Below are 25033 nucleotides of genomic sequence, written 5' to 3' on the forward strand. Positions count from 1 at the left end.
CGGCCTGCCCTATGCCAGCCAGAATCCCGGCAAGATGCACGCCTGCGGCCACGATGGCCATACGGCCACGTTGCTGGCCGCGGCCCGCGCGCTGGCCGAACGCGGCCGTTTCGACGGCACCGTGCACCTGATCTTCCAGCCGGCCGAGGAAGGCCATGGCGGCGCGCAGAAGATGATTGCCGACGGCCTGTTCGAACGCTTTCCGTGCGACGCCGTCTACAGCTTTCACAACGAGCCGGGTTATCCGGCCGGCCATTTCGGCTTCCGCTCCGGCGTGATGTACAGCTCGTCCGACACGGTGATCCTGACCGTCAGCGGCGTGGGCGGCCATGGGGCCATGCCGCACGTGGCGGTGGACCCCATCGTGGCGGCGGCCAGCATCGTGCTGGCCCTGCAGACCATCGTCTCGCGCGAGATCGATCCCAACGACATGGCGGTGGTGACCATAGGCGCCATCCATGGCGGCGACGCGCCCAACGTGATTCCGAAGACGGTGGAGCTGCGCCTGACGGTGCGCGCGCGCCGCCCTGAAACGCGCGCGCTGCTGCGCGAACGCATCACGGCGATCGCCACCGCGCAGGCCGCGGTGCACCGCGCCAGCGTCCAGGTGGACTATCGCTGGCGCTATCCGCCGGTGGTCAATGACCGTGATGCCACGCAGTTCGCGGCCGAGGTGGCGCGCGGCTGGCTGGGCGAAGGCCTGCTGATCCCCGACCTGGAGCCGCTGCAAGCCAGCGACGATTTCGCCTTCATGCTGGAACAGGTGCCTGGTAGCTATTTCATCGTTGGCAATGGCGAGGGCGAAGGCGAAGGCGGCTGCATGGTGCACAACCCCGACTACGATTTCAACGACGGCATCCTGCCGGTCACGGCCAGCTACTGGGTGACGCTGGCGGAAGCCTATCTGGCCGCCGGCGCGCGCTGACCGGCCGCCGCTACTTTCCGCGACGCATGACTGCCTCACACGACCTGACCACCGCCGGCGCGCCTGCCTTCGACGCCACCACCGACTACTGGCAGGAGATCGTCAGCGCCGATGCGCTGACGCTGCCGGCAGACCCGCCCTATTCCCGCGGCTATCCCGCGCGGCTGCCCGACGGCCGCTATCTGGTGCTGCCGCTGCGCGGCGTGCCCGGCGACCCTGACCGCTGCGTGGCCTCGCTGATCGCCAACCATGCCAGCCTGGAAGTGGTCGACGCATTGGCGGGCTTCATGGCCGAGCGCGCGCGCGTCTTCGAGGCCGAGGTGGTCGTGGGCCTGCCGACGCTGGGCCTCGCTTTCGCGCCCATGGTGGCGCGCGGCCTGGGGTTCACGCGCTATGTGCCCTTCGGCTATTCGCGCAAGTACTGGTACGACGAACGCCTGGCCGTGCCGGTGCAGTCGCTGACCACGCCGGACGCCGGCAAGCTGTTGTACGTGGATCCGAATCTGGCGGGCAGCCTGGCGGGGCGCCGCGTGCTGGTGGTGGACGACGCCGTCAGCACGGGGCAGACGATGCTGTCCGCGCTGGAACTGCTGGCGCGCTGCGGCGCGGAAGTGGCGGGCATCGTCGTGGCCATGTGCCAGGGCGAGCGCTGGCGCGAGCGGCTGGTGGATGCGCAGGGCGCGCCGATATCGGTGGCCTGCGCGTTCGAGTCGCCGCGCATGCGCCGCACGGCCGCGGGCTGGGTGCCGGAAACGGCCGCCTGAAGTACGGCGGCGCGGGCGCCTACAGGGATTCCGGATCGCGGCGCAGCGAGAAACCCTGCGCTTCGTTCATGGCCAGGTAGCTGACGTTGCGCGACACCACCGGCGGCTTGTCGCCGGCGTGCAGCGCGCGCACCTTGTCCAGCACCATCTTGTCCTCCAGCGTCATGCGGTCGATCATGCGCAGGTATTGCATCCAGCTTTCCACCAGGAAGACCTCGCGCCAGACGCCCTCGCGCTCCAGGTCGCGGAACAGTTGCCATTGCTGCGCCCCGTTGCGCAGCCGCATGAGGCGCAGCGGGTGCGTCGCGCCGATCAGCGCGGACAGCTTTTCCTTTTCGATCAGGTACTCCACGGCGACCAGCACCGCGCCGTGCTGCGTGTTGAAGCCTACCGCGGCCATCGCCGGCTCGGTGGTGTCGGCCCGCGCCAGCGACGTGGTGTCCAGATGTTCGGGCAGCCGCGAGCGGTACATCAGCGCGACGGTGATGCCCAGCATGATGCCGGCGGTGGCCAGGGCGCCGGAAACGCCCATGGTGCCGGCGAAATGGCCCCACATGAAGGAGCCCGCCGCCAGCCCGCCGAAGATGGCCGTCTGGTACAGCGCCAGCGCGCGCGCCTTGACCCAGTCCGGCACCAGCATCTGGACGGTGGTGTTATAGGTGGCCAGCACGCCGATCCAGCAGCTGCCTGACAGCAGCAACGCGGGAAATGCCACCCACAGGGTGCCGGTCAGGCCCAGCGCCAGCAGGCATGCGGCCAGCAGGCCCGCCGCGGCGCTGATCAGGCCGCTCGCGCCCCAGGCGGCCTGCACCCGGCGTACGACGGCGCTGCCGAGGATGGCGCCCAGGCCCAGCGCGCCCAGCATGTAGCCGTACAGCAGGGCGCTGCCGCCTTCATGTTCGTGCGCCAGCAGCGGCAGCAAGGCCCACAGCGCGCTGGCGGACAGGCCGAAGGCGAATGACCGCAGCATCACCACGCGCGTGACGGTGGAGTGCTGGGTGTAGCGCAGCGCCGCCACCACGCCTTCCAGGATGCCTTCGGGCGGCAGGCGGCGCAGCGGCAGGTCGCGCTTCCAGCGCCAGATCGCCCAGATCAGGCCGCCGTAGCAGAAGCAGTTCAGCAGGAACACCCAGGGCGCGCCCATGGCGCCCAGCAGCAGGCCGCCGATGGCCGGGCCGACCGCGCGCGCCACGTTGAAGTTGACGCTGTTCAGCAGCACCGCGCTGCCGACGTGGGCGCGCGGGACCTGTTCGCCCACCGCGGCCTGCCAGGCCGGCGTGACGATGGCGCTGCCGATGGCGATGCAGAACACCGACGCGATCAGCGTGATGGGATGCAGCAGGCCGGCAAAGGCCAGGATGGTGATGAAGACGCCGCCTGTCAGCTCCAGCAGCATGCCGGTCAGCATGACCTTGCGGCGGTCGTAGTTGTCGGCCAGCACGCCAGTCAGGATGGACAGCGCCACCAGCGGGAAGGCGGCGGCCACCTGGATCATGGCGACCATCAGCGGGCTGCTCTGTTCGGTGGTGATTATCCACGCGGCAGCGACGGATTGCGCCCAGGTGCCCAGGTTGGCGAACAGATTGGCGATCCAGATGATGCGGAAGGCCGGAAACGCGAAGGGGGATAGCGTGCTGACCTGCAGCACGGGGGCGGGAGCGGCGGGTGCGTCCGCGGGCAGATCGGTGTTGGCCGAAACGGGTTGCAGCATGGAGTTCTTCCGGCGCGCCGGGTAGGCGCTCCTGTCGGACGTGGTCTGGGTCGGGTAATGGTACGCCTAAGCCAGCGGTCGATGGGAGCGCGCGCGCCACCGCGGGGCGGCCGCGCGCCGCCCCGGGGGCTGCTGCCAGGGGCCGCCTATTGCTTGGCGGCCGGGGCCGGCGCAGGGGCCGGCGGATAGGCCTGGTTCAGGTATTCCACGATCAGCGGCACCTGGTCGGCGGGAATGGGGGCGCCGTAGGTGCCCACCATCTTCTTGACCTCTGCGTCCCAGAAGCCCAGGGGCATGGGCGGCTGCGACGATACATAGTCCACCGAATGGCACATCAGGCACAGGGCCGCATGCTGGGCCCCCGCGCCCGTGCCGGGATGCAGGGTGGCGGTTTCCTGGGGCAGCTTGATCTCCAGGGCCTGGGCGGCCGGGGCCAAACAGGCGAGGCCCAGCGCGAGCGCCGGCAGGCAGCGACGGAAATGGCGGTTCATGGCGCTCTCCTCAGGCGGCGGTGACGCGGACGGCTTCGACCACGTTGCGCATGTAGCCGGCCGGGTTCCACAGCGGGTCCAGCGGCTGGGTTTCGCCGGCCGTGTTGGTGGCGCGGACCTTCAGCATGTAGTCGCCGGCGGCCTTGGGCGTGAAATCGGCGTGCCATTCGCGGAAGGAGTAGCGGCCCAGGTCGCGGCCCAGTTTGGCGGCCTGCCAGGTCTTGCCGCCGTCCGACGAGAACTGGACCTCGCGTATGCCCTTGCCGCCGTCGAAGGCGATGCCGCGCACCTGCACCGGCTTGCCGCGGGCGACGCGCGCGCCTTCTGCGAGGCTGGTGATGAAGCTGCGCACGTTGTAGCGGCCGATGGGGCGTGTTTTTTCCGGCGCCTTGCCCGGGGGCGTGCAGGCGCAATCGTTGTCGGGAATGCGGTAGGCCTTCTGCATCCAGAAGCCGTCGAACTCCTTATCCAGCACCTTGATGTCGGCCAGGTGCTTGACCCAATAGGTGCCGTAGTACCCCGGCACCACCAGGCGCACGGGATAGCCGTTGAGCATGGGCAGGTCGGCGCCGTTCATGGCATAGGCCAGCATGACCTCGCCGTCCAGCGCATGGGCGGCGTCCAGCGCCTTGACGAATTCCGGCGTGCCGGGCAGCACCGGGCGGTCCATGCCCTCGAACGTCACCTGGCGCGCGCCGGCGCGGATGCCGGCTTTCTCCAGCACGCGCTTGAGCGGGATGCCCAGCCAGCGGGCATTGCCCATGGCGCCGTTGCCCGACTGCCCGCCGCCCACGCGCGGCGCGAAGAAGCCGCGGCTGTTGCCCGAGCACTGGGTGACGGCCACCAGCTCCACCGGTTTGCCGAATTGCTGCTTCAGATCGGCCAGCGAAAGCTCCAGCGGCTTGTCCACCAGCCCGCTGACCTTGATGCGGTAGGTGTTCAGGTCGATGGCGGTGGGAATATTGCCCAGGTGGTAGCGCACGAAGAACGCGTCGTTGGGCGTGATGATGTTTTCATTGAAGACCGCGAACGGCGTTTCCAGCTGCGGCGGGCGCGAGGTCTGGCGGATCAGGGGCCGCTTCTGCGGATAGGCGATCAGGTCGCGCTCGCCGTTGGCGAACGGCAGGGTGACGGTGGCCGGCGCCGCCAGGCTGGTCAGCGCATGGCCGGCCAGCGTGCCGGTGGCGCCCAGCGTACAGGCCTGGCGCAGGAAGCGCCGGCGCCCATTCGGGTCGAATGTGCTCATCTTGGTGTCTCCTCGTTCTTGTCAGCGCCCTGCCCCGGCGCGTTCAGACGAGCCTACGCGCGGTGGCCTGACAAATGCGTTAACGTCCGCGCTGCCCGTTTCAATTTCCGCGTTTTCCGCACCGATGATCCTGACCTTCAACAAGCGCGCCTTTGCCGCGCTGCTGGCCGTAACCGCGCTGGAAGCGCTGATCGCTACCCTGGGCGCGCCTTATCCCCTGTTGCGGGGCTTCGTGGGCGACGTGGTGGCGGTGGGCTGGGCTTATCTGGTGTATCGCAGCTTCATCCGCGCGGACGTGCTGCCGCTGGCGCTGGCCGCGCTGTTCACCGGCTACGCGGTGGAACTGGGGCAGTACCTGGCCCGGCATTTCGGCTGGCGGCTGGAGCAGCCGGTATTGCGCGTGATCCTGGGCAGCGTGCCCGACTGGTGGGACATGCTGGCCTATACGCTGGGATTCTTCCTGGTGCTGGCGCTGGCCGCCTGGAACCGGCGGCGGGACGCCGCGCTGCGCGGCGCCTAGGCGCTTTTCATCTTTCTGCCCGGCCGAACGCGCCGGGCCTCCAACCGGGAATCAGCCTGCCTGGCAGACCGGCGCGTCGTCGTGCGCGCGCGCGGCGGGCTTGGTCGCGCGCAGCGGCTGCAAGCGGGCGTTGCGAAACGGCGCGAAGAGCTCGGCCCAGGACGAAGGAAACAGCGGCGTGGCGTGGCGCACGGCATCGCGGCGGGCGTAATGCGTCAGCAGTTGTTGACCGATCGGGGCGTCTCCCAGGGGATGGCGGGTATTCATGGTATTTCCGTATTGCATTGAAATTGTATTCATTGTACCAGCGTGCACGCATTCCGGCCAACCCCCGCTTACGCACGGCAAGTCATTGATCCATAAAGACTGTCCCTGTTTATTGGGCAACATCTGGCCGATCTCCGGGATTGCCCTAGCAGTTCAAAATAGTAGACGGTATACAATGTTCATCATGCCCGGGCTTAGACCAGCCTGGAGTCTTCACCACTGGACCTGGAGCGCGTCATGGCTGAACTGATGAACCGAGATGAATTCCGTACCGCGTTGGAAAACGCGATCAAGGGCAAGAGCGCCAACGCTTCGCCCTTTTCCATCGCCTGGGCAGAAGGCAAGCTCAGCCGCCAGCATCTGCAGCGCTGGGCCGAAAACCACTACCACTACGTGGGCCCGTTCGCCGACTACCTGGGCTACCTGTACGCACGCACGCCTGATTCCTACACCGAGGCCAAGGACTTCCTGCTGGCCAATATGTATGAAGAGGAAATCGGCGGCGACCGCCACACGGACCTGCTGATCCGCTTTGCCGAAGCCTGCGGCACCACCCGCGAACGCGTCACCAACCCCGACAACATGTCGCCCACCACCCGCGCCCTGCAGAGCTGGTGCTACGCCGTGGCCATGCGCGAGGATCCCATCGTGGCGGTGGCCGGGCTGGTGGTGGGCCTGGAATCGCAAGTGCCGTCCATCTACCGCAAGCAGACGCCGACTCTGCGCGAGAAGTACGGCTTCACCGACGAGGAAGTGGAGTTCTTCGACCTGCATATCGTGTCCGACGAAATCCACGGCGAACGCGGCTACCAGATCGTGCTGGAGCACGCCAACACGGTGGACCTGCAACAGCGCTGCCTGAAGATCTGCGAGATCGGCGCGCAGATGCGGCTGCTGTACACGACCGCGCTCTACACCGACTACGTGCAGCAGGAAATCACGCTGCCTGAACTGGGCCTTGCCGCCTGAGCACACCGCAAGACCGTCTGGCGCCGAGCGCCGGACGGCCGCGGCCCCGCAGAACCCAGAGCAGAAAATCCATGCCTACCATCGTGTTTCATAAGGGCGGCCAGACCTACACCGACGTGGTGAAGGACAACACCAACCTGGTGGTGCGGGCCGGCATCAAGCAGTTTCCGTATCCGCATCTGCGCTACGAATGCGGCATGGGCAAGTGCGCCAAGTGCGCCTGCCGCGTGCTGGCCGGGGCCGAGCACTTGCCGCCCGTCAACTGGAAGGAAAAGAAGCAGCTGGGCGAACGCATCGACCAGGGCTACCGGCTGGCGTGCCAGCTCTGGCTCACCAGCGACATCGAGTTGGTCCAGGACGTGGAGGCATAGCGGCCATGGCCCCGGTGTACGTCATATTGACCACCAAGCCCGGCGTGTTCCGCACGGAAGCCGACGACGGCGCGGTGGATATCCTTGAAACCTACGATTACGCGTTCTACGGCCGCGCGCTGGCCGTCTACCGCATCGCCCGCCTGCATGGCGAAACCAAGCTCATCGTCACCGAGGAAACGCCGCCCTACGTGGTGAATCGCGTGCCTTCCAAATTCCTGGAAAAGTTCGCGTCAGTGGAGGCGGCCCGCAAGGAACTGGCTCACCTGACGCGCTTCGGCAGCATGGAATCGACCTTGACGCTGCGCCCGGGCGCGGTCGCCGCGGAGCACTGAACAACATGGTCCAGATCACATTCATCTCCAATGGCGGCCTGGTCGCCACGGCGCCCGAGAACAGCAATCTGTTGCGCGTGTCGCTCAAGGAAAAAGGCGGCATTCCCTTCAAGTGCGGCGGCGGCCTGTGCGGCACCTGCAAGTGCCGCATCGAGGAAGGGCTGGAAAACACCGACGCCATCAAACCGAAGGAGCGCAAGCACCTGCGTCCGGAAGACTTCGAGGCCGGCTACCGCATGGCCTGCCAGACCTTCGTCAATGGCGACGTGAAGGTCTCGTGGGTGATCCAGAACGGCAAGGGCGTGGTGGTCGGCGCGGCGTCCGATCCGGTGGAAGCAGCGACCTGAGGGCTGCTGCCCGTGGGCGGCAAGGCCGCGGCCGGTAGCCGAGGCCCCTGGCCGCGCGGCCGTCGCGGTGGTGTCAGCTTCTGGCGTGTCGCCGGGTCAGGCCACCGACGCGTGGGGCTGCTGCTGCGCTTCCGTATAGGCCTTGGCGGCGTTGTGCACGTGCTGGCTGGCCAGCAGCGCGGCCAGGTCGCCGTTGCCGGCGATGACGGCATTGAGGATCTGGGAATGCTCATCCCAGTTCTGCTTGGCGCGCAGCATGTTGCTGGGCGCGAACAGCAGCGCGGTGCGATCGCGCAGCGAACGCATCAGGTCGGTCAGCACCACGTTGCCGCCGATGGTCGCCAGCATTTCATGGAACTGGGAGTTCAGCGCCAGGAACTTGTCCAGCTGTTCGCTGCGCGCGGCTTCCGTGCCTTCGCGCAGGAAGGCCTGCAGGCGTTCCACGGTTTTCTCATCGCGGCGCTGCGCCGCGAGCTTGGCGTTCAGGCCTTCCAGCGTGGCGCGCACTTCCACCATGTCGTAGGCGACCGCGTCGGACAGCACCGACACGGACGCGCCGCGGCGCGGCTCGATGGTCACCAGGCCTTCGGCGGCCAGGGCGCGCAGCGCTTCGCGCACCGGGATGCGCGACACGCCCATTTCTTCGGACAGGCGGCCTTCGACCAAGCGGTCGCCGGGCGTGAACTCGCCGCTGAGGATGCGCTCGCGCAGCTTGTCGCGGATGACGGCAAACAACTGCGGATGCTGCTCGCCGATCTTCAGCGAGGCGGAATGCTGCGTTGCTGCGGCTTGCGGGCTGACGGGTGAGGTTGTCATGGCGAGCAGGTTTGGCGTAATGGATACAGTCTCCATTGTATTACCGGGTGTAGCTGCATGGCTTGGCGGGGCGCCGCATCAGTGTCCCCAAAAAGCCTTGGCCAGCACGCCCAGCGCGCCCAAGGCGCATACCGCCAGCAGCACGCTGCGCACCGCGCGCGGCGGCAGGCGGTGGCGCAGCCGGTTGGAGACCGCAAAACCGGCCAGCAGGAAAGGCGCCAGGCTGAGCGCCAGCCCGGCGTGATAGCCCGTATACCGCTTGGCCCATGCCAGCATGGCCAGCGAGAAGATCGATCCCAGGAACAGCACCATGCCCAGCGTGGCGCGCAGGCGCGGCGGCGCCGCGTGCTGCATCACGATGGCGATGGGCGGTGCGCCCACCGAGGTCATGGTGCCCATGATGCCAGAGGCCACGCCCGCGCCGGACACGCGTCCCGGCGTGGCGGAAAAGTGCAGGCCGGCCGCGCTCAGCGCCACGGCCACCAGGATCAGGGCGGCGAACAGCACCCCCAACGCCTGCGGCGCGAAGCGCGTCATGGCGTAGATCGCGATCAACGTGCCGACGGCGCGGCCCGCCAGCGCGTAGGACACCGAAGGCCAGTCGATGGCGGCCCGCTCGCGCAACGCGGTCAACAGCGAAATGAAACCGCCCAGCGTCAAGAGCGGCCCCGGCGCCAGCTGCGGGAAGAACATGGCCGCCACCGGCGCGGCGAACATGGCGAAGCCCACGCCGCCCACGCCCTGTGCGATCGCGGCGCCGAACACCACGGCGGCCATGGTGGCGTACTGGAGGAGATCGGGGTACGGCAGGGAGGATGTCATGCCCGGCTTAATCGTTACTATGTATACGATAGTCTATCCAGGATTTTTCTGAATTTCATGAGATGCTGCAAAAACTAGGGTAATCCCCTGATTTTTAGGCGTTATTCATGGGTTTTTCAGAATTATCGCTTTCCCTAGGCGCTGCATATTTTGATTGGTATGGCTACAAACGAAATATAGTATACCGAACGTGGCGCCATAACAGCCACGCATACAAGGGGAATAGCACATGCAAGCGGACGTAGTGCTCAACGCTGCTCATTGGATGTACCTGATCAGCGTGGCCGCCATCATCCTGACGATGATTCTGCGGGCCAACGTGGTGGTGCCGTCGGTGATCGGCACCTTTCTGGTGGTGCTTGCCATCACGGGCAATCCGATCAGCGCCCTGATCGGCATTTTCTCGGCCAGCTTCGTGGCTGCGAAGGAGCTGTTCAACATCTTCCTGGTGATCACCTTCATGACGGCGCTGCTCAACGCGCTGAAAACCCTGCAGGCGGACGTGCGCATGGTGCAGCCGTTTCGCCGCGTCATGCGGGGCGGACATTCGTCCTTTCTGATCATCGCTCTCTGTACTTATGTGATCTCGCTGTTCTTCTGGCCCACGCCTGCGGTGCCGCTGGTGTCGGCCATCCTGCTGCCCGCTGCCATCGCGGCGGGCCTGCCGCCCTTAGCGGGCGCCATGGCCATCGCCATCGCCGGACAGGGCATGGCGCTGTCCTCGGACTACGTGATCGGCGTGGCGCCCAGCATCAGCGCCAAGGCCGCCGGGGCGGCGGTCAGCGCCGCCGTGGTCGCGGACCGCGCGCTGGTGCTGTCGCTCATCACCGGCGGGGTCGCGCTGGTGGCGGCCTACCTGCTGATCCGCAAGCACATCGTGCCGGCCGACGCCGGGCTCCTGTCCGCCTGGCAGGCACGGGCGCAGGACGGCAGCCTGGCCCGCATCGAGCAGTCCGGCTCGTTCGACAAGGCCGAGCTGGCCCGCGGCACCATGGGCGCGGACCCCGCGCTACCCAGCGGCCCGGCCCTGAGCGACGAAGAGCGTCGCCGCGTGCGCTGGTCCAAGACCTTTGCCGTCGTGACGCCGCTGGCCTTTCTGGCCGTGATCGCGGTCATGGTGCTGCCGCGCCTGTTCCCGTCCCTGCCCGCGCTGCGCGGCGGCGACGCGGCGGCGCTGGTGGGCGGGGTGGCCTTTGTCGTGATGATGCTGGTGACCCTGGCCGCGGAAGGCCCGCGCAAGATGCTGGACGTCTGTCCGGAGCACGTCACCGACGGCTTCGTGTTCGCCTTCAAGGCCATGGGCTCGGTGTTGCCGATCGCGGGCTTCTTCTTCGTGGGCGCCAATGAGACCGCCGCGCAGATCCTGGGCGTGCCGCAAGCGCAGGCGCCGGGCCTGCTGTTCGAGGTGATTTCCGCCGGCCAGCACCTGATTCCCGAAAACCATTTCCTGGTGGCCTTTGGCGTGCTGCTGGTCGGCATGATCACCGGCATCGACGGTTCAGGCTTCGCGGGCCTGCCCTTGACCGGCACCCTGTCCGGCGCCCTGGGGCCGGTGGTGGGTGTGGACCCGGCGACGCTGGCGGCGGTGGGGCAGATGGGTGCGGTCTGGACGGGTGGCGGCACGCTGATCGCCTGGTCCTCGCTCATCGCGGTGGCGGGATTTGCGCGGGTCAACGTGCTGTCGCTGGTGCGCGCCCTGCTGTTGCCGGTGCTGCTGGCGCTATTCGTCTCGACGATCTGCGCCGTGCTGATCTGGAGCTGATACCTGTATGTGGTGCTGCTTTGGGGTCCCTGCGGGGACCCTTTTTTCCAGGGGGGGCCCGTCCTGAAGCAGGGGTTTACACGTATCGATCCATATTGATTAAAGTATACAATGTTCATAAGCCAACCCGCCCAGGCAATCGCGGCCAGCCGGGCGCAGATTAAGGAAGAGCTCCCGTGGACGACCTCTCGCAGCAAACATTCCTGAACCACATCGGCGGCAGCTGGGTGCCCAGCGGCACCGGCAAGACGGCGCCCAACATCAACCCGGCCGACACCAGCGATATCGTGGGCCGTTTCCAGGTGTCGGACGCGGAAGACGCCCGCCAGGCGGTGGCGTCCGCCGAAGCCGCCTTCGCCGGCTGGCGCGATACCCCGATTTCCAAGCGCGCCGCCATCCTGTTCCGCGCGGCCCAGTACCTGGAAGACCATGCCAACGACATCGCTCGCGAACTGACTCGGGAAGAGGGCAAGAGCCTGAACCTGGCCAAGGACGAGGTGCTGCGTTCGGCGCAGACGATCCGCTTCTACGCCGTGGAGGGGCAGTCCTTCACGGGCGAGACCTATCCCAATGACGACCCGGACATGGTGGTCTACAGCCAGCGCGAGCCGCTGGGGGTGGTGACGGTGATTTCCCCCTGGAACTTCCCCATCTCCATTCCCGCCCGCAAGATCGCCCCGGCGCTCATCACGGGCAATACCGTGGTGTTCAAGCCCTCGTCCGACGCGCCCATGTCGGGCTACCGCCTGACCGAAGCCTTCGTCCAAGCCGGCCTGCCGGCCGGGGTGCTGAACTTCCTGACCGGCCCGGCCGGCGCGGTGGGCGAGGCCATTACCGGCGCGCGCGCGGTGCGGGCCATTTCCTTTACCGGCTCCACTGCCGCAGGCGAACAGATCCACCGGACCGCGGGCCTGACCACCCGTACGCAGATGGAGTTGGGCGGCAAGAACCCCCTGATCGTGCTGGCGGACGCCGACCTGGACCGCGCCGTGGACCTGGCCGTGAAGGGCGGCTTTTCGCTCAGCGGCCAGGCCTGCACCGGTACCAGCCGGGTGCTGGTGGACAAGCGCGTGCGCCAGGCCTACACCGACAAGCTGCTGGCCCGCATCAAGGCGCTGACCATCGGCAACGGCCTGGACGGCAACTTCGACCTGGGGCCGCTGGCCACGGCCAAGCAGCTGGACAACGTGCTGGGCTATGTGGCGGCAGGCAAGCAGGAAGCCACCCACCTGTACGGCGGCGACCGCCTGACGGGCGCCGGGTTCGAGCGCGGCTATTACGTGTCGCCGGCGCTCTTCACCGACGTCACGCAGCAGATGCGCATCGCCCGCGAAGAGATCTTCGGCCCGGTGATCGCGCTGATCGAAGTGGACGGCTACGAAGACGCCATCGCCAAGGCCAACGACACCGAGTACGGCCTGTCGGCCGCCATCGCCACCACCGATGCGCGCTATGCGCACCGCTTCGCCCGCGACATCCAGGCCGGCACGGTGAAGATCAACCGGACCACCACCGGCAACCTGATCAACGCGCCGTTCGGCGGGCTCAAGCATTCCAGCACCTCCACGTTCCGCGAATCGGGGCGGGTGGGCCTGGAGTTCTACACGCAGATCAAGACCGTCTACCGCGCCGGCTGAGGCCGCGGCTCCCAATCGCAAGCAGAAGAGGTATCCCCATGAAGCAGGTCTATCGTCTGGAACTGGAAGAAGCGCGCGTGATGGTCCGCGCGGCCATCGCAAAATCCGAGGAAATCGGCGTGCTGGAGTCGATCTGCATCGTCGACGACGGCGGCTACCCCATCGCCCTGGAGCGCATGGACGGCGCCCGCATCACCGGCCCGCAGATCGCCTGGAACAAGGCCTTTACCGCCGCCGGGCACAAGCGTTCCACCCATCTGTTCAACACTCCGCCCAACGGTCCGGCGCTGCCTGGCAACGAGGCCTTCGGCATCCAGTGGAGCTTTGACGGCAAGTTCGCCGTGTTCGTCGGCGGCTTTCCCATCGTGGTGAACAACGAGGTGATCGGCGGCGTGGGCCTGAGCGGCGGCAACGGCGAACAGGACACCAAGGCCGGCCTGGCCGCGCTTGCCGCGCTGGCGGCGCTGCTGGAGCCGCGCGGCATGAAAGTGCTGGTCGAGGCGGACATCAAGAAATAAGCGAGGCCGGCCATGGCATACCGCGTGCACATCCTGCAAACCGACGAATCGTTCCAGGTCGAAGAAGGCGAATCCGTACTGCAGGCCGCCGAGCGCTCGGCGGTGAAGCTGCCGCACGAGTGCACCTTCGGCGGCTGCGGCACCTGCCGCATCAAGCTGGAGTCCGGCGCCGTGGAGTATGAAGAATTCCCCATGGCCCTGACGCCCGAAGAAGCGGCCGAAGGCTACGCGCTGGCCTGCCAGGCCCGGCCGCTGGGCGATCTCTGCATCAGCGTGGCCAGCAGCCGGCAGTCGTTTCCCGAACCGCGCCGCCTGCCCGCCACCATCCACCGCATCGAACGGTATTGCGACGACGTCATCCACCTGACGCTGGCGCTGCCCGAAGCGGGCCTGGAGTATGTGCCGGGCCAGTACATGAACGTGGTGCTGCCCGACGGCGAGACGCGCAGCTTTTCCATGGCTTCGGCGCCCGCCGGCAACCTGGTGGATTTCCACGTGCGCCGCATTCCAGGCGGCCGCTACACCGACCAGTGGCTGGGCCAGGCGCAAACCGGCGCCGGCATGGAGATCGAAGCGCCGCTGGGCGTGTTCAGCTACCACGAGGAAGACTGGCGGCCGCTCATCATGATGGCCACCGGCACGGGCATCGCGCCGATCAAGGCCATCCTGGAATCGCTGCTGGACAACGAGGACTGCCCGCCCGTCACGCTCTACTGGGGCATGCGCACCGAGGCGGACCTCTACCTGCGCGACGTAATCGAAAGCTGGGCCGGGCGGCTGTACGAATTCAACTTCGTGCCGGTGCTGTCGCGCGCGGGCGCGGACTGGCAGGGCCGCCGCGGCCACGTGCAGCAGGCGGTCCTGGAAGACCACCAGGATCTGTCCGAGCACGCCTTCTACCTGTGCGGCGCGCCGGACATGATCCACCAAGCCAAGAGCCTGCTGGCCGCGCGCGGCGCCAGCCTGGACCACATGTATTCCGACAGCTTTACCTTCCAGCACGCGCTGGCCGCCGCCTGAACGGCCGCGCCTGCCGGATTATCGGTACACCAGCACCGGCAGTCGGGTGCGCGCCAGCACGCGCTGGGTTTCGCTGCCCAGCAAGAAGCCCGTCATGCCGTGGCGACCGTGCGAACCCATGATGATCAGGTCGCAGCCCTGGTTCTGCGCCGCCTCGACGATGGCTTCGTGCGGATGGTCGTTGACCGTGACCACGGCGTTGCACGGCACCAGCGCGTGGCGCGCTTCCATCTCCAGGTTGTCCAGGTAGGTTTGCGCGTTCTTGCGCGCCTGGTCGGTGTGGTGCGCCTGCGTGGTGCCCAGCATTTCGGCCTGGTAGACCAGCAGATGGTCCTCCGGAATGGCGCGGATGAGCGTGATGGTGGCTCCCATTTCCTTGGCGAAAACAAGAGCGCGCTTGAAAGCCGATTCAGACAGCAGGGAGCCATCCACGGCGACGAGCAGGTGCTTATACATGTTGCCTCTCCTTTCGAAAAGGAATCGGGAGCAACTAGCCAATCCAGTATAGGCTCGCCGCCTGGTGCAAGCCAGTCCTGCATACGGACGAGAGAGCGGGCTGTGTTTTTCGTATATTTCCCAAAGCGGCCGAACCTGCGTTTCAACATAACCTCATATCGACTAAGTATTTTTCGACGCAGCGCGGCGATGACAGAATCGGTTCGACTCCTTGAACCAACAGCCGCAAACAACCTTCCATGTCATCGCCACGTCACCAGGCTCACGCCCGTGTACTCGCCATCGCCGGCAGTCCGTCGCAGCGCTCCCGTTCCGCGGTGCTGCTGCGGCACGCCGCCGGGATCCTGCAGCCGCGCGGGTTGAGCGTGGGCGAACTGGGCTTGCGCGATATCCCCGCCGAAGACCTGATAGAAGGCAATTACGCCGGCGCCGCGGCCAACGCGCTGCGTGCCCGCGTGGCGGCGGCAGATGCGGTCGTGATTTCCTCGCCGGTCTATCAGGCCTCCTTTTCCGGCGGGTTGAAGGCGGTACTGGACCTGCTGGATCCGAAGGCGCTGGCCGGCAAGGTGGTGTTGCCCATCGCCACGGGCGGCAGCCCGGCGCATCTGTTGGCGCTGGAGTACGGCTTGAAGCCCGTGCTGTCGGCGCTGGGTGCGCGCCACATCCTGGCGGGCGTCTACGCCACCGATACCCAGGTACGCGTGGACGAGTTCGGCGCGGGCGAGATAGACGGGGAAGTCCGCCGGCGGCTGGAGGACTCGGTGGAGCGCCTGTCCGAGCTGGTATTGCCGCGCACCGCCGTTTCCAACCCATCCTACGATCTGGGCCGGCTCGCGCTAGCGGGCGGCTTCAGCGTCTGACCGATGCGCCGCACCCGCGTCCGCGCCGCTCCCGACACGCCGGCCTTGCCTTGGCTGGGAGGCGCGTTGCTCGCGGCGCTGTGGCTGGGCGGCAGCGAGACGGCCAGGCAGGCGCTGCCGGCGCTGAGCCTGCTTGCACCGCTCCTGTACCAGGCGGTGCGCGGCATACGCGCGGCGGATCCGGCGCTGGTCGACACCGGCCGGTCCCATGACCTGAGCGGCTGGTCTCTTTATTGGCATGTGCATCTGCCGGGCGCGTTGCCGTTCATCCTGACGGGCTTGAGGCAGGGGCTGGGACTGCTATGGCTGACCCTGATAGCACTGGAACTGTTCGCGACGCCGACTGCGCCGGGAATTCCGCAATGGCTGGGCAACGGTCCGCCGGGCGTGACGATCCTGCTGCTGGCGATTGCGCTCTACGCGGTCCTCAGCTTGGGCTCGGGGGCGCTGGTAAGCGCGCTGGAGCGCTGGCTGCTGCGCTGGAGGCCGCGATGATGTTCATCAATCCCAATGAGTTCGAACTGTTGCAGCACCTGGACGTGCGCCAGCGTACGGAGCCGGACGAAATGCCCGAGGCCGAGCCGCGAACTGCGCTGCGCGTAACCTTGCGCAAGCTCGCCAAGCGCCATGGCGACCGCATCGCATTGCAGGCGTTGGACCTGGAGATTGCGGCCGGCGAGTTCGTGGCCGTGGTCGGGCGCGCAGGCAGCGGCAAGAGCACCTTGCTGCATCTGCTGGCCGGCAAGCTCGCGCCCAGCGGCGAGCAGGGCGGCGAGCCGGCCCGTCCGCCGCTGCTGTTCGACAATTTTCCCGTCTGGGAGCGTGACGGCCGCGTGCGCCTCCTGCTGCCGGACGCGCGCCTTCTGCCCTGGAAGACCGTGCTGCACAACGTCGCCCTGGGCCTGCCCGGCACGGCGCAGGCGGCCGAAGCGTTGCGCCAGGTGGGCCTGGACGGCCGCGGCGGCGACTGGCCCAGGCAGTTGTCCGAGCCGCAGCGCCAGCGCGTGGCGCTGGCCAGGGCCCTGGCGCGCCGTCCCGGCCTGTTGCTGCTGGACGAACCGTTTCAGGGGCTGGACGCGCTGAGCCGCATCGAGGCGCAGCGGCTGCTGGAGGATATCTGGCGCCGGCAGGGATTTACCGCCGTGCTGGCGACCCACGACGCGGCCGAGGCCGTGGCGGTGGCGGATCGCATCCTGGTGCTGGACGAAGGCGGCGTGGCGCTGGACGAGCGCGTCGGCCTGGCGCGTCCTCGGGTGCGCGGCTCGGCCGCATTCGCCGCGCTGGAGGCCCGCGTGCTGCGCGCCGCGTTGCGTCTGCAAGACACGCCGGACGCCGCGCGGCCCTTGGCGCCCGTCATCCAGATCCGGCACCTGCGGCTGGCGGTCTGAGACCGCGCTCGGCGATTCTCCCATGGGCGGCATGACGCCGCTCTTCACTCCAGGAGCAAGACCATGAGCATTCAATCCATCAACGCCCGCAACCAGTTCCGCGGCAAGATCAAGGAGATCATCCTGGGTCCGGTGGTGTCCGAGGTGGACGTGGATACGCCGGCCGGCATCGTGACCTCGGTGATCACCACCCGGTCGGTCAAGGAACTGGGCTTGGAGGTCGGCACCGAGGTGCTGGCTTTCGTCAAGGCGACCGAGGTTTCCGTCGCCAAACTGTGAACCGAAGCAGATCAGCGCCGGCGCTTCCCCTGCGCCGGGGTTAGGCATATATTGTCAGCGCGATATCCGGCAGTTCCTCCTGGCTTGTGGCTTTACGCTTGGCGATTCACGGAGAACGGAAAATGCGTCGACTGCAACGATGGTTCATCGGCTGGTTATGCCTGGGGTTGGCTGTGTGCCTTCCCGCCACGGCGCAGACCAAGCTGGACAACGCGCAACTGGATCAATTGATGGCGCCCGTGGCGCTGTATCCAGATTCGCTGCTCTCGCAAATCCTCATGGGCGCGACCTACCCCGACGATGTCGCGGCGGCCGCCAAATGGTCGGCCGCGCATACCTCGGAATCCGGCGACCAGGCCGTCAAGGCGGTCGAGGGCGAATCCTGGGATCCCAGCGTCAAATCCCTGGTGGCCTTCCCCTCGGTCATGGACATGATGGGCCGCCAGCCGGACTGGGTGAAATCCGTGGGCGACGCCTTCCTGGCGCAGCCCGACGCCGTCATGGATTCGGTCCAGCGGCTGCGCGTCCAGGCGCAGAAGGCTGGTAACCTGAAGAGCACGCCGCAGCAGAAGGTCACCTCCAACACGACCAACGACAAGACCGTCGTGGTGATCGAGCCGGCCGATCCGCAGGTCGTGTACGTGCCCAGCTACAACCCGACGGTGGTGTACGGCACCTGGGCCTACCCCTCCTATCCGCCTTACTACTACCCGCCGCCTCCGGGTTCGGTGTTCGCCACCTCGCTGGTGGCCGGCATCGGCTTCGGCCTGGGCGTGGCCGCGGTCAACTCCATGTGGGGCGGGTTCGATTGGGGGCATAACGACGTCGACATCGACGTCAATCGCTACAACAACATCAACGTCAACCAGCGCATCGACCGCAACAACATCAACAACAACAGGACCACCTGGCAGCACAACCCGGCCAACCGCGGTAATACCCCGTATGCGGACCAGGCCAGCCGCCAGCGTTTCGACAGCCAGCGTCAGGCTGGCGTGCAGAACCGGGCGCAGGGCCAGGGCGGCCGCTCGCCGGGCGCGGCGGCAGCGCCGAACTCCCGCGATGCCGCGCGCCAGCGCGCGGCGCAGTCGTTCGAAGGCCGCACCGGGCAGTCCATCCCCGGCCATGCCGAACCGGGCGCGGGGCGCGGCCAGGGGGCGGGCCGAGGCGATGCTGCGGCGAACCGCGGGCAAGGCCAAGGGCAACAACGGGCCGGACAGGGCGGGCAGGGGGGGCAAGGGGCTCGCGACCGGGCGCAAGGCGGCGGGCAGGCGCAGCACAACCGGCCGTCCAACAGCGTGTCCACGCAGGACCGCCAAGCTGCAGCCCAGCGCCAGCGCGCCGACGAAGCGGCCGCGCGTGACCGTGGCCGCGCCTCCAATAGCGCCAACGCGCTGAGCGGCGCCGGCAACGGCGACCAAATGCGGCAGCAGCACACGCGCAGCGAGATGAACCGCGGCGGCGGTGGCGGCGGTCCGCGCGGCGGCGGACACGCAGGCGGCGGACGCGGTGGTGGTGGCGGCGGCGGACATTTCGGCGGCCGGAGATAAGCACCATGGACAAGGGAACTCTCATGACCATTGCTCGTTTGCGCGCGCTGGGCGCCGCGTCGCTGCTGGCGCTGGGCCTTGCGGCCCCCGCCGCGGCGCAAAGCCTGTATCCGAGTCCGCAGGCCGCCGCCGACGCCTTCGTCGACGCCATGGCCACTGGCGACCTCGACGGACTGGCCAAGGTGTTGGGGCCGAATCACAGCAAGATCGTGCCGGGCGGCGTGGCGCAGGACGACATCTACCGTTTCCTGGCGGCCTGGTCGCGCAAGCACGAGATCGTTGCCGATGGCGGCCGTTCCTGGCTGGCGGTCGGGGATTCGGGCTGGACCCTGCCCGTGCCCATCGTGCGCGCCGGGCAGGGCTGGCGTTTCGACCCGGCGGCGGGCACGGCGGAAATCCGCCGCCGCGCGATCGGCCGCAACGAACTGACCGCCATCGAGACCCTGCGGGAGCTGCAGGCCGCGCAAGGTCGTTACAAGGACGGCGTGGGCCAGGGGCGCTACGCGAGCCGCCTGGTCAGCCGTCCGGGACAACGCGACGGGCTGTACTGGCCCGAGGTGCCGGGCGCCCCGCAGCAGGCCTATGGCTTGGACGCGCTCAGCATGGGGCCGGAGGTGCCGCTGGACGATGCTTATTACGGCTACCGGTACAAGGTGATACCGGGCGCGGACGGCGGCTCGTATCACATCGTCGCCTGGCCGGCGCGTTACGGGCAGACCGGCATCGACTCCTTCGTCGTCGGCCCCGACGGGCGCGTGTTGGAGGCCGACCTGGGACCCTCGTCCGCAGCGCGCGCCGCGGCCTTGCGGGAACGCGATATCCGTGCCGGAACCTGGACCGATGCCGACGTGCAACCCGTTGGCCGCAAATGATTTTTCCGGTTTTCGGGGAGTAATCGGCGTACGCCTGTTGCTGGGTCGCAACAGGCGTGTCCGTTTGTCCGGCTGGCACGGCACGATGCCCTTTTGTCAGCCCGCTGTGCCTAAAATGGCGAGCACCGGGACCCTGCCCGATACCCCTTTGCCGGACCTAGAAATTGAACCCCATGCATTTTGTCCGCTACGCCCTGTTCGGCGTAGGGATGGCGCTTAGCGCCGCGGCCGCCTCGGCCCCGATTTTCGTCCTGAACTCCCTGGACGCCAACGTCAGCATCGTTGATCCGGCCACCTACAAGGAATTGCGGCGCGTGCCCACGGGCAAAGAGCCGCATCATCTGTACCTGACCCCCGACGAAAAGTCGCTCATGGTGGCCAACGCCACCAGCGATTCGATCACGCTGATGGATCCCAAGACCGGTGAAGTGCAGCGTACGCTGACCGGCATCGTCGATCCCTACCAGCTGCAATTCTCGCCGGACATGAAGTGGTTCGTGACCGCGGCCAACCGCCTGGACCACATCGACATCTATTCCTGGCATCCGCTGGAAAAGGGCTTCGACCTCAAGCTGGTCAAGCGCATCCAGGCCGGCAAGACGCCCAGCCACATCATGATCGACAAGAACAGCACCACGGCCTACGTGACGCTGCAGGACAGCGATCAGCTCATCGCCATCGACCTGGCCACGCAGACGCCGAAATGGACGGTGTCGGTGGGCAAGACGCCCGCCGACGTGTTCCTGACGCCCGACCAGAAGACGTTGCTGGTGGCACTGACCGGCGACTCCTACGTCGAGGCCTACGACGTCAGCAACGGCCCGGCCAAGCTGGTGACGCGCATCAAGACCGCCGCGGGCGCCCACGCCTTCCGCGCGCAGGGCGACCACCGCCACCTGTTCGTCAGCAACCGCACCGCCAACTCCATCAGCCGCATCGACCTGCAGACGCTGGCCGTCACCGATACCTTCCCGGTGCCGGGCGGTCCGGACTGCATGGACGTGCTGGCCGACGGCAAGACCCTGCTGGTCACCTCGCGCTGGGCCCGCAAGCTCACCGTGGTGGACCTGGAGCAGAAAAAGGTGGTCAATCAGGTGCCGGTGGGCAAGTCGCCCCACGGCGTCTGGACGCTGAACCATGCTCCCACGCGGTAAGAGAAGCCCCCGCGCCGCGCCCGTTTGGGCGGCCTTGCTCGCGCTGCTCCTCCCGACGCTCGGGATAACGGCGCCCGCTACCTGCGACAAACCGGTCTACCTGACGTTCGATACCGGCCACATGGGCGTGGCCCCGCTGATCGCCGACGTGCTGGCCCGACACAACGTCAAGGTGACGTTTTTCCTGGCCAACGAGCGCACGCTGACCGACGGCTCCAGCCTGGACGACGTGTGGGCGCCCTGGTGGAAGGCGCGCGCGGCCGAAGGCCATGTCTTCGGCTCGCACACATACGACCACGTCTATTGGCAGGCGGATCTCCCCGGCGGCAAGTTCCGCGTCAAGCCCAGCGCCGGTCCGGACGCGGGCAAGCGCGCCGAATGGACGCCCGAGCAGTATTGCGCCGAGATCAAGCGGTCCGTCACCCGTTTCCATCAGATGACGGGCAAGAACATGCTGCCGATCTACCGCGCGCCGGGCGGCAAGACCTCGCCCGCGCTGCTGAAGGCGGCCAAGGCCTGCGGCTTCGAGCACGTGGGCTGGGCGCCCGCCGGTTTCCTGGGCGACGAACTGCCCAGCGACAAATACCCCAACGCCCGCCTGCTGGACCAGGCGCTGCGCACCATCAAGCCCGGCGACATCCTGCTGGCGCACCTGGGCATCTGGTCGCGCCAGGACCCCTGGGCGCCGGCCGTGCTGGAGCCGCTGATTGAAGGTTTGCAGCGCAAGGGCTATTGTTTTGCTACCTTGGATACGCATCCGTCCTACCGCGATTGGATCGCTACGCATCATTGATCATGGATACGCTTAGTCAATTGTTCGGAGAGTGCCAGCAATGGCTCTTCGAAACGGCGATTCAGCCCGCGCTGTTCCACCTGGGCATGAGCAACTTCATCGAGGACGGCTACGACGCCACCATGTGGTTGTTGGTCGGCCTGCTGCAGGTCGCCGTGCTGGTGCTGGTGTTCGGCCCGCTGCAGCGCCTGCGTCCGGTCGAGGCCGTCACCGACCGCCGCCAGATCGGCATCGATGTGCTCTACACGCTGATCCACCGGTTGGGCGCTTTCCGGCTGGTGCTGTTCTTCACGGTGGAGCCGCTATGGGATAGCGTGTTCGGCCAGTTGCACGTCTGGGGGTTCGCGCCGTTCCAGCTGGACCAGTACTGGCCCGGCGTGACGGACAAGGCCTGGGTCAGCCTGATTATCTACCTGTTGCTGTTCGACGCGGTGGACTACTTCTACCACCGGGCCCAGCACCGTTTCGGCTGGCTCTGGGCCTTGCACGCCGTGCACCACAGCCAACGCCAGATGACCATGTGGAGCGACGACCGCAACCACCTGCTGGACGACATGCTGCGCGACGTGCTGGTGGTGTTCGTGTCGCAGCTGGTGGGCGTGCCGCCGGCGCAGTTCGTCATGGTGGTGGCCATCACCCAGTTGGCGCAGAGCTTCTCGCACGCCAACCTGCGCATGCATTTCGGCGCCATCGGCGAGCGCCTGCTGGTCAGTCCGCGCTTTCACCGGCACCACCACTCCATCGCCTACGACGCCTCGTCGCCGGGACCGGTGGGCGGCTACAACTTCGGCGCGCTGTTCCCCATCTGGGACGTGCTGTTCCGCACTGCCCGTTTTGGCGTGGGCTACGGCCCCACGGGCATCCATGACCAGCAGGCGGAGCTGGGCGGACGCGATTACGGCCGCGGCTTCTGGTCGCAGCAGTGGCTGGGCTTGAAGCGCATGGTGGGCCGCGACCGCGAACCCGCCGCCGCGCCGCCGTCGCCTCCGGCCTCGGCGGAACGCGCCTGAAGCCGGTCTGGCCTCAGAGGCCACGCATGGACCACGCATGAAAAAACGAGCCCGCTGGGCTCGTTTTGTTTTGGGCGGGCAGGGAATCCCGTGTCAGGGCTGCGCGTCGTGCGTGGTTTCCCGCTTGATCTCGCCGTGCCTGCGTTCCATTTCCTGGCGTAGTTCGCGGCGCAGCCGGGCGGCTTCCATGCGCTGCTTTTCTTCCAGGTTGCGCGGTTCCAGCGGCGGCACCGCGGTCGGCGCGCCCTGCTCATCCACCGCAACCATCGTGAAATAGCAGCTGTTGGTATGGCGCACGAGCTTCTTGCGGATGTCCTCGGTGACGACCTTGATGCCGATTTCCATGGACGTGCGGCCGGTGTAGTTCACCGCCGCCAGGAAAGTCACCAGTTCGCCCACGTGGATGGGTTCGCGGAACACGACCTGGTCCACGGACAGGGTCACCACATATTGGCCGGCGTACCGGCTGGCACAGGCGTAGGCCACCTGGTCCAGGTACTTGAGGATGGTTCCGCCGTGCACATTCCCTGAGAAATTCGCCATGTCCGGCGTCATCAGGATGGTCATCGACAATTGGTGGCTAAAGGCTTCGTCCATGGCGGGCGTTTAATCTTGGATAAAACGCCTATGGTAGCGGCAGGCGCCTGTCATGGCTGCGTCTTTTCAGCGGCTTCCGGGGATTCTTGCGGGGTGTCTTCGGGCGGGGTGTCGCGCAGCAGGGCGGGCGGCGTCCACAATCCGTCCAGCAGCGCGGGTTCGGGCGCATAGACGCGCAGCAGCACGCTGACTGCGCCGGCTGCGGGCAGCGGCAGCCAGTTGGACTGTTCCTCGGGCGCGGGCGGCGCATGGCTGATGCGCAGGTCCAGCGAACCGTCGGCGTTGTACCGCAAAGGATCACGGTCGCCCAGCGCGTAGCGGTTCAGCGGATTGGCCGACGGCATGCCTTGCGCGTCGTAGGCCGCCAGCGACCACAGCGCCGCGGCGGGCGGCAGTTGGCCGCTTTCAAAATGCAGCGTGTAGCCGTGCGCGCCATCCAGCGGTGCGCCCTGGCTGTCGGCCGCCAGCAGCAGCACGCTCAGGTCTTCGGGCAGGCCCGCGCCTGGCTGCGCCTGCGCCGCCAGGGCGCGCCGCAGATAGGAATTGCCGTAGACGCCGATGCTGGCGGTTTCCTGGTGCCAGCCGTTGACGCTGCGCACCGTGGCGCCGGCCGCCGCCGTCATGCGCTCGCGCGCCGCCCGCAGGCCGCGGCGCAAACCCTGTTTGGCGGGATGGTCGAGCTGGGCGAAGTCGAACGGCCGGCCGGCGGCCAGCCCGGCGCCGCGCAGCCTGGCCAGCACGGGCTGATCGGTGGCATGCGGCGGGTTCTTGCGCAGCAGCTCGGCCGCATATTCGAAGTAGGCGTCGGTCGGCATGGATTCGACCTGCTCGCGCACCGGGATGCGCAGATTCAGGGAGGGATCGGCCTTCGCCCGCTGCGCTTGCGCGGGCAGGTTCCATTGCGCCAGCGGCGTCAGCTGGAAGCCGTCTTGCAAGACGTGGACCGCGGGGTAGTCGGCGGGTCCATCCGCCTGGATCAGATTCTTGGCCCATACGTAGGCCGTGGGCGCGTCGATGCGCGCCATGCCCGAGGGCAGCACGCCGCTCCAGCCCGGCGGCACGATCACGGTATTGCCCTTGGCCGTGCCGGTGCTGCGCTTGCCCAGCGTGGCGAACACATCCGTCCACATGTCCAGCAGCGTCAGCGCATAGAGCCGGCCTTGGGTATCCGGCACCGACAGCACCACCGGCCCGGACGTCAGGTCCAGCCAGCCGACGCTGCGCAGCATGTCCGGATTGGCCCAGGGCGTGGCCGCGCCCGGCTGCGGCAGCGCCCGCGCATGCAGAAAGGTATTGGCCGGCGCGCCCTCGGCGCCGCGGGACGGGTGGGTGAACTGGCGGCGGGTCAGGTCCATCGTGACCAGCGGGTAGAAGTAGAGATAGCCTTCCATGCCCGCCTGGTGGGCGGCTTCGGTGGCGGCCGCGGCGGGAGTCAGGGCGGCCGGGGCCGCGCGGGTCAGCGTGGCTGGCGCGAGCGTGGCGGTGATGGACAAGGCCAGGGCAACAAGGCGGCGCATCGGCGCTCCTACGGTCATGCGGGAAAGAAGGCTGGC

29 protein-coding genes are annotated in these 25033 nt (G+C 67.5%); 20 read left to right on the forward strand and 9 right to left on the reverse strand.

Going from position 1 to position 25033, the window contains the following annotated elements; all coding sequences use genetic code 11:
• Window positions 1-925: amidohydrolase (locus N5C88_RS29105; RefSeq protein ID WP_280016734.1), on the forward strand; the 925-nt coding region annotated here is incomplete at its 5' end.
• A 26-nt stretch (window positions 926-951) separates the two neighbouring features.
• Window positions 952-1689 (forward strand): phosphoribosyltransferase, encoded by a 738-nt coding sequence (locus tag N5C88_RS29110; protein WP_118932326.1) that lies wholly within the window; start codon window positions 952-954, stop codon window positions 1687-1689.
• Window positions 1690-1708: 19 nt separating this feature from the next.
• Here the strand turns inward: N5C88_RS29110 and N5C88_RS29115 are convergent, their stop codons facing one another.
• The 3 genes from N5C88_RS29115 to N5C88_RS29125 all read right to left on the reverse strand — a co-directional run bounded on the left by N5C88_RS29115 (window position 1709) and on the right by N5C88_RS29125 (window position 5137).
• The gene (locus tag N5C88_RS29115; protein WP_059377079.1) at window positions 1709-3400 is read right to left on the reverse strand and encodes an MFS transporter; all 1692 of its coding nucleotides are present in this window, start codon (window positions 3398-3400) and stop codon (window positions 1709-1711) included.
• 146 nt (window positions 3401-3546) lie between these two features.
• The gene (locus N5C88_RS29120; RefSeq protein ID WP_059377085.1) at window positions 3547-3891 is read right to left on the reverse strand and encodes a hypothetical protein; all 345 of its coding nucleotides are present in this window, start codon (window positions 3889-3891) and stop codon (window positions 3547-3549) included.
• 10 nt (window positions 3892-3901) lie between these two features.
• Window positions 3902-5137, reverse strand: a complete 1236-nt coding sequence (locus N5C88_RS29125; RefSeq protein ID WP_118932327.1) for a molybdopterin-dependent oxidoreductase — start codon at window positions 5135-5137, stop codon at window positions 3902-3904.
• A gap of 124 nt (window positions 5138-5261) precedes the next feature.
• On the opposite strand from N5C88_RS29125, the gene N5C88_RS29130 reads away from it, so the two are divergent.
• Window positions 5262-5657, forward strand: a complete 396-nt coding sequence (locus N5C88_RS29130) for a DUF2809 domain-containing protein (RefSeq protein ID WP_059377089.1) — start codon at window positions 5262-5264, stop codon at window positions 5655-5657.
• A 51-nt stretch (window positions 5658-5708) separates the two neighbouring features.
• Here the strand turns inward: N5C88_RS29130 and N5C88_RS29135 are convergent, their stop codons facing one another.
• Window positions 5709-5924, reverse strand: coding sequence for a hypothetical protein (locus tag N5C88_RS29135; RefSeq protein WP_118932353.1), 216 nt, complete (start codon window positions 5922-5924; stop codon window positions 5709-5711).
• Window positions 5925-6161: 237 nt separating this feature from the next.
• Between N5C88_RS29135 and N5C88_RS29140 the strand changes: the two genes are divergently transcribed.
• The 4 genes from N5C88_RS29140 to N5C88_RS29155 all read left to right on the forward strand — a co-directional run bounded on the left by N5C88_RS29140 (window position 6162) and on the right by N5C88_RS29155 (window position 7946).
• Entirely contained in the window at window positions 6162-6893 is a 732-nt protein-coding gene (locus tag N5C88_RS29140; RefSeq protein WP_054455904.1) for an iron-containing redox enzyme family protein, read from the forward strand.
• A gap of 71 nt (window positions 6894-6964) precedes the next feature.
• Window positions 6965-7264, forward strand: a complete 300-nt coding sequence (locus N5C88_RS29145) for a 2Fe-2S iron-sulfur cluster-binding protein (protein ID WP_054455328.1) — start codon at window positions 6965-6967, stop codon at window positions 7262-7264.
• A gap of 5 nt (window positions 7265-7269) precedes the next feature.
• Window positions 7270-7599, forward strand: coding sequence for a ferredoxin (locus N5C88_RS29150; protein ID WP_280016735.1), 330 nt, complete (start codon window positions 7270-7272; stop codon window positions 7597-7599).
• Window positions 7596-7946, forward strand: a complete 351-nt coding sequence (locus N5C88_RS29155; RefSeq protein ID WP_041652092.1) for a 2Fe-2S iron-sulfur cluster-binding protein — start codon at window positions 7596-7598, stop codon at window positions 7944-7946. The genes N5C88_RS29150 and N5C88_RS29155 overlap by 4 nt, the downstream gene beginning before the upstream one ends.
• 96 nt (window positions 7947-8042) lie before the next feature.
• On the opposite strand, the gene N5C88_RS29160 is transcribed toward N5C88_RS29155, so the two are convergent.
• Both N5C88_RS29160 and N5C88_RS29165 read right to left on the reverse strand, forming a co-directional pair.
• On the reverse strand, window positions 8043-8762 hold the full coding sequence (locus tag N5C88_RS29160) for a GntR family transcriptional regulator (protein WP_059377095.1): 720 nt from the start codon (window positions 8760-8762) through the stop codon (window positions 8043-8045).
• Window positions 8763-8840: 78 nt separating this feature from the next.
• Complete coding sequence (locus N5C88_RS29165; protein ID WP_118932329.1) at window positions 8841-9584, reverse strand: sulfite exporter TauE/SafE family protein; 744 nt, start codon at window positions 9582-9584, stop codon at window positions 8841-8843.
• Between the two features lie 229 nt (window positions 9585-9813).
• Between N5C88_RS29165 and N5C88_RS29170 the strand changes: the two genes are divergently transcribed.
• The 4 genes from N5C88_RS29170 (at window position 9814) to N5C88_RS29185 (ending at window position 14521) form a co-directional block, all read left to right on the forward strand.
• Window positions 9814-11346 carry a hypothetical protein gene (locus tag N5C88_RS29170; RefSeq protein ID WP_059377097.1) on the forward strand — a complete coding sequence of 511 codons (1533 nt, stop codon included), beginning with the start codon at window positions 9814-9816 and terminating at the stop codon, window positions 11344-11346.
• Window positions 11347-11522: 176 nt separating this feature from the next.
• Complete coding sequence (locus N5C88_RS29175; RefSeq protein WP_059377100.1) at window positions 11523-12983, forward strand: aldehyde dehydrogenase family protein; 1461 nt, start codon at window positions 11523-11525, stop codon at window positions 12981-12983.
• A gap of 38 nt (window positions 12984-13021) precedes the next feature.
• Window positions 13022-13501 carry a heme-binding protein gene (locus tag N5C88_RS29180; RefSeq protein WP_059377103.1) on the forward strand — a complete coding sequence of 160 codons (480 nt, stop codon included), beginning with the start codon at window positions 13022-13024 and terminating at the stop codon, window positions 13499-13501.
• Between the two features lie 12 nt (window positions 13502-13513).
• Window positions 13514-14521 carry a 2Fe-2S iron-sulfur cluster-binding protein gene (locus tag N5C88_RS29185; protein WP_280016736.1) on the forward strand — a complete coding sequence of 336 codons (1008 nt, stop codon included), beginning with the start codon at window positions 13514-13516 and terminating at the stop codon, window positions 14519-14521.
• 18 nt (window positions 14522-14539) lie between these two features.
• On the opposite strand, the gene N5C88_RS29190 is transcribed toward N5C88_RS29185, so the two are convergent.
• Entirely contained in the window at window positions 14540-14977 is a 438-nt protein-coding gene (locus N5C88_RS29190) for a universal stress protein (RefSeq protein ID WP_059377110.1), read from the reverse strand.
• Window positions 14978-15216: 239 nt separating this feature from the next.
• Here N5C88_RS29190 and ssuE point away from each other — a divergent pair, with 239 nt between their 5' ends.
• From ssuE to N5C88_RS29235, 9 genes are all read left to right on the forward strand, one after another.
• Window positions 15217-15837 (forward strand): NADPH-dependent FMN reductase, encoded by a 621-nt coding sequence (gene ssuE / locus N5C88_RS29195; RefSeq protein WP_280016737.1) that lies wholly within the window; start codon window positions 15217-15219, stop codon window positions 15835-15837.
• 3 nt (window positions 15838-15840) lie between these two features.
• On the forward strand, window positions 15841-16332 hold the full coding sequence (locus N5C88_RS29200) for an ABC transporter permease subunit (protein ID WP_059377120.1): 492 nt from the start codon (window positions 15841-15843) through the stop codon (window positions 16330-16332).
• Window positions 16329-17225, forward strand: a complete 897-nt coding sequence (locus N5C88_RS29205; protein WP_280016738.1) for an ATP-binding cassette domain-containing protein — start codon at window positions 16329-16331, stop codon at window positions 17223-17225. Before N5C88_RS29200 ends, N5C88_RS29205 begins: the two co-directional genes overlap by 4 nt.
• 63 nt (window positions 17226-17288) lie before the next feature.
• The gene (locus N5C88_RS29210; RefSeq protein WP_054455309.1) at window positions 17289-17504 is read left to right on the forward strand and encodes a molybdopterin-binding protein; all 216 of its coding nucleotides are present in this window, start codon (window positions 17289-17291) and stop codon (window positions 17502-17504) included.
• A gap of 122 nt (window positions 17505-17626) precedes the next feature.
• Entirely contained in the window at window positions 17627-19054 is a 1428-nt protein-coding gene (locus tag N5C88_RS29215) for a DUF3300 domain-containing protein (RefSeq protein ID WP_280016739.1), read from the forward strand.
• 23 nt (window positions 19055-19077) lie between these two features.
• Entirely contained in the window at window positions 19078-19926 is an 849-nt protein-coding gene (locus N5C88_RS29220) for a DUF2950 family protein (protein WP_280016740.1), read from the forward strand.
• Window positions 19927-20099: 173 nt separating this feature from the next.
• Complete coding sequence (locus tag N5C88_RS29225) at window positions 20100-21080, forward strand: beta-propeller fold lactonase family protein (RefSeq protein ID WP_013391071.1); 981 nt, start codon at window positions 20100-20102, stop codon at window positions 21078-21080.
• Entirely contained in the window at window positions 21064-21873 is an 810-nt protein-coding gene (locus tag N5C88_RS29230; protein WP_280016741.1) for a polysaccharide deacetylase family protein, read from the forward strand. Before N5C88_RS29225 ends, N5C88_RS29230 begins: the two co-directional genes overlap by 17 nt.
• A gap of 2 nt (window positions 21874-21875) precedes the next feature.
• Window positions 21876-22883 (forward strand): sterol desaturase family protein, encoded by a 1008-nt coding sequence (locus tag N5C88_RS29235; RefSeq protein WP_280016742.1) that lies wholly within the window; start codon window positions 21876-21878, stop codon window positions 22881-22883.
• A 93-nt stretch (window positions 22884-22976) separates the two neighbouring features.
• Here N5C88_RS29235 and N5C88_RS29240 read toward each other — a convergent pair whose 3' ends face one another.
• Entirely contained in the window at window positions 22977-23480 is a 504-nt protein-coding gene (locus tag N5C88_RS29240; RefSeq protein ID WP_059377136.1) for an acyl-CoA thioesterase, read from the reverse strand.
• A 50-nt stretch (window positions 23481-23530) separates the two neighbouring features.
• On the reverse strand, window positions 23531-24997 hold the full coding sequence (locus N5C88_RS29245; RefSeq protein ID WP_059377138.1) for a DUF1254 domain-containing protein: 1467 nt from the start codon (window positions 24995-24997) through the stop codon (window positions 23531-23533).
• Between the last annotated feature and the right edge of the window lie 36 nt (window positions 24998-25033).

The organism is Achromobacter sp. GD03932 (assembly GCF_029839485.1).
Taxonomy (GTDB): domain Bacteria; phylum Pseudomonadota; class Gammaproteobacteria; order Burkholderiales; family Burkholderiaceae_B; genus Achromobacter; species Achromobacter bronchisepticus_A.

Bases quoted from the DNA above. Each gene is read 5' to 3' on its own strand.
- N5C88_RS29185 (WP_280016736.1), top strand. From the start codon at position 13,514: ATGGCATACCGCGTGCACATCCTGCAAACCGACGAATCGTTCCAGGTC.
- N5C88_RS29115 (WP_059377079.1), bottom strand. From the start codon at position 3,400: ATGCTGCAACCCGTTTCGGCCAACACCGATCTGCCCGCGGACGCACCC.
- N5C88_RS29210 (WP_054455309.1), top strand. From the start codon at position 17,289: ATGAGCATTCAATCCATCAACGCCCGCAACCAGTTCCGCGGCAAGATC.
- N5C88_RS29215 (WP_280016739.1), top strand. From the start codon at position 17,627: ATGCGTCGACTGCAACGATGGTTCATCGGCTGGTTATGCCTGGGGTTG.
- N5C88_RS29180 (WP_059377103.1), top strand. From the start codon at position 13,022: ATGAAGCAGGTCTATCGTCTGGAACTGGAAGAAGCGCGCGTGATGGTC.
- N5C88_RS29160 (WP_059377095.1), bottom strand. From the start codon at position 8,762: ATGACAACCTCACCCGTCAGCCCGCAAGCCGCAGCAACGCAGCATTCC.
- N5C88_RS29235 (WP_280016742.1), top strand. From the start codon at position 21,876: ATGGATACGCTTAGTCAATTGTTCGGAGAGTGCCAGCAATGGCTCTTC.
- N5C88_RS29170 (WP_059377097.1), top strand. From the start codon at position 9,814: ATGCAAGCGGACGTAGTGCTCAACGCTGCTCATTGGATGTACCTGATC.
- N5C88_RS29220 (WP_280016740.1), top strand. From the start codon at position 19,078: ATGACCATTGCTCGTTTGCGCGCGCTGGGCGCCGCGTCGCTGCTGGCG.
- N5C88_RS29135 (WP_118932353.1), bottom strand. From the start codon at position 5,924: ATGAATACCCGCCATCCCCTGGGAGACGCCCCGATCGGTCAACAACTG.
- N5C88_RS29110 (WP_118932326.1), top strand. From the start codon at position 952: ATGACTGCCTCACACGACCTGACCACCGCCGGCGCGCCTGCCTTCGAC.
- N5C88_RS29190 (WP_059377110.1), bottom strand. From the start codon at position 14,977: ATGTATAAGCACCTGCTCGTCGCCGTGGATGGCTCCCTGCTGTCTGAA.
- N5C88_RS29240 (WP_059377136.1), bottom strand. From the start codon at position 23,480: ATGGACGAAGCCTTTAGCCACCAATTGTCGATGACCATCCTGATGACG.
- N5C88_RS29200 (WP_059377120.1), top strand. From the start codon at position 15,841: ATGCGCCGCACCCGCGTCCGCGCCGCTCCCGACACGCCGGCCTTGCCT.
- N5C88_RS29125 (WP_118932327.1), bottom strand. From the start codon at position 5,137: ATGAGCACATTCGACCCGAATGGGCGCCGGCGCTTCCTGCGCCAGGCC.
- ssuE (WP_280016737.1), top strand. From the start codon at position 15,217: ATGTCATCGCCACGTCACCAGGCTCACGCCCGTGTACTCGCCATCGCC.
- N5C88_RS29245 (WP_059377138.1), bottom strand. From the start codon at position 24,997: ATGCGCCGCCTTGTTGCCCTGGCCTTGTCCATCACCGCCACGCTCGCG.
- N5C88_RS29140 (WP_054455904.1), top strand. From the start codon at position 6,162: ATGGCTGAACTGATGAACCGAGATGAATTCCGTACCGCGTTGGAAAAC.
- N5C88_RS29150 (WP_280016735.1), top strand. From the start codon at position 7,270: ATGGCCCCGGTGTACGTCATATTGACCACCAAGCCCGGCGTGTTCCGC.
- N5C88_RS29130 (WP_059377089.1), top strand. From the start codon at position 5,262: ATGATCCTGACCTTCAACAAGCGCGCCTTTGCCGCGCTGCTGGCCGTA.
- N5C88_RS29230 (WP_280016741.1), top strand. From the start codon at position 21,064: ATGCTCCCACGCGGTAAGAGAAGCCCCCGCGCCGCGCCCGTTTGGGCG.
- N5C88_RS29145 (WP_054455328.1), top strand. From the start codon at position 6,965: ATGCCTACCATCGTGTTTCATAAGGGCGGCCAGACCTACACCGACGTG.
- N5C88_RS29205 (WP_280016738.1), top strand. From the start codon at position 16,329: ATGATGTTCATCAATCCCAATGAGTTCGAACTGTTGCAGCACCTGGAC.
- N5C88_RS29165 (WP_118932329.1), bottom strand. From the start codon at position 9,584: ATGACATCCTCCCTGCCGTACCCCGATCTCCTCCAGTACGCCACCATG.
- N5C88_RS29120 (WP_059377085.1), bottom strand. From the start codon at position 3,891: ATGAACCGCCATTTCCGTCGCTGCCTGCCGGCGCTCGCGCTGGGCCTC.
- N5C88_RS29225 (WP_013391071.1), top strand. From the start codon at position 20,100: ATGCATTTTGTCCGCTACGCCCTGTTCGGCGTAGGGATGGCGCTTAGC.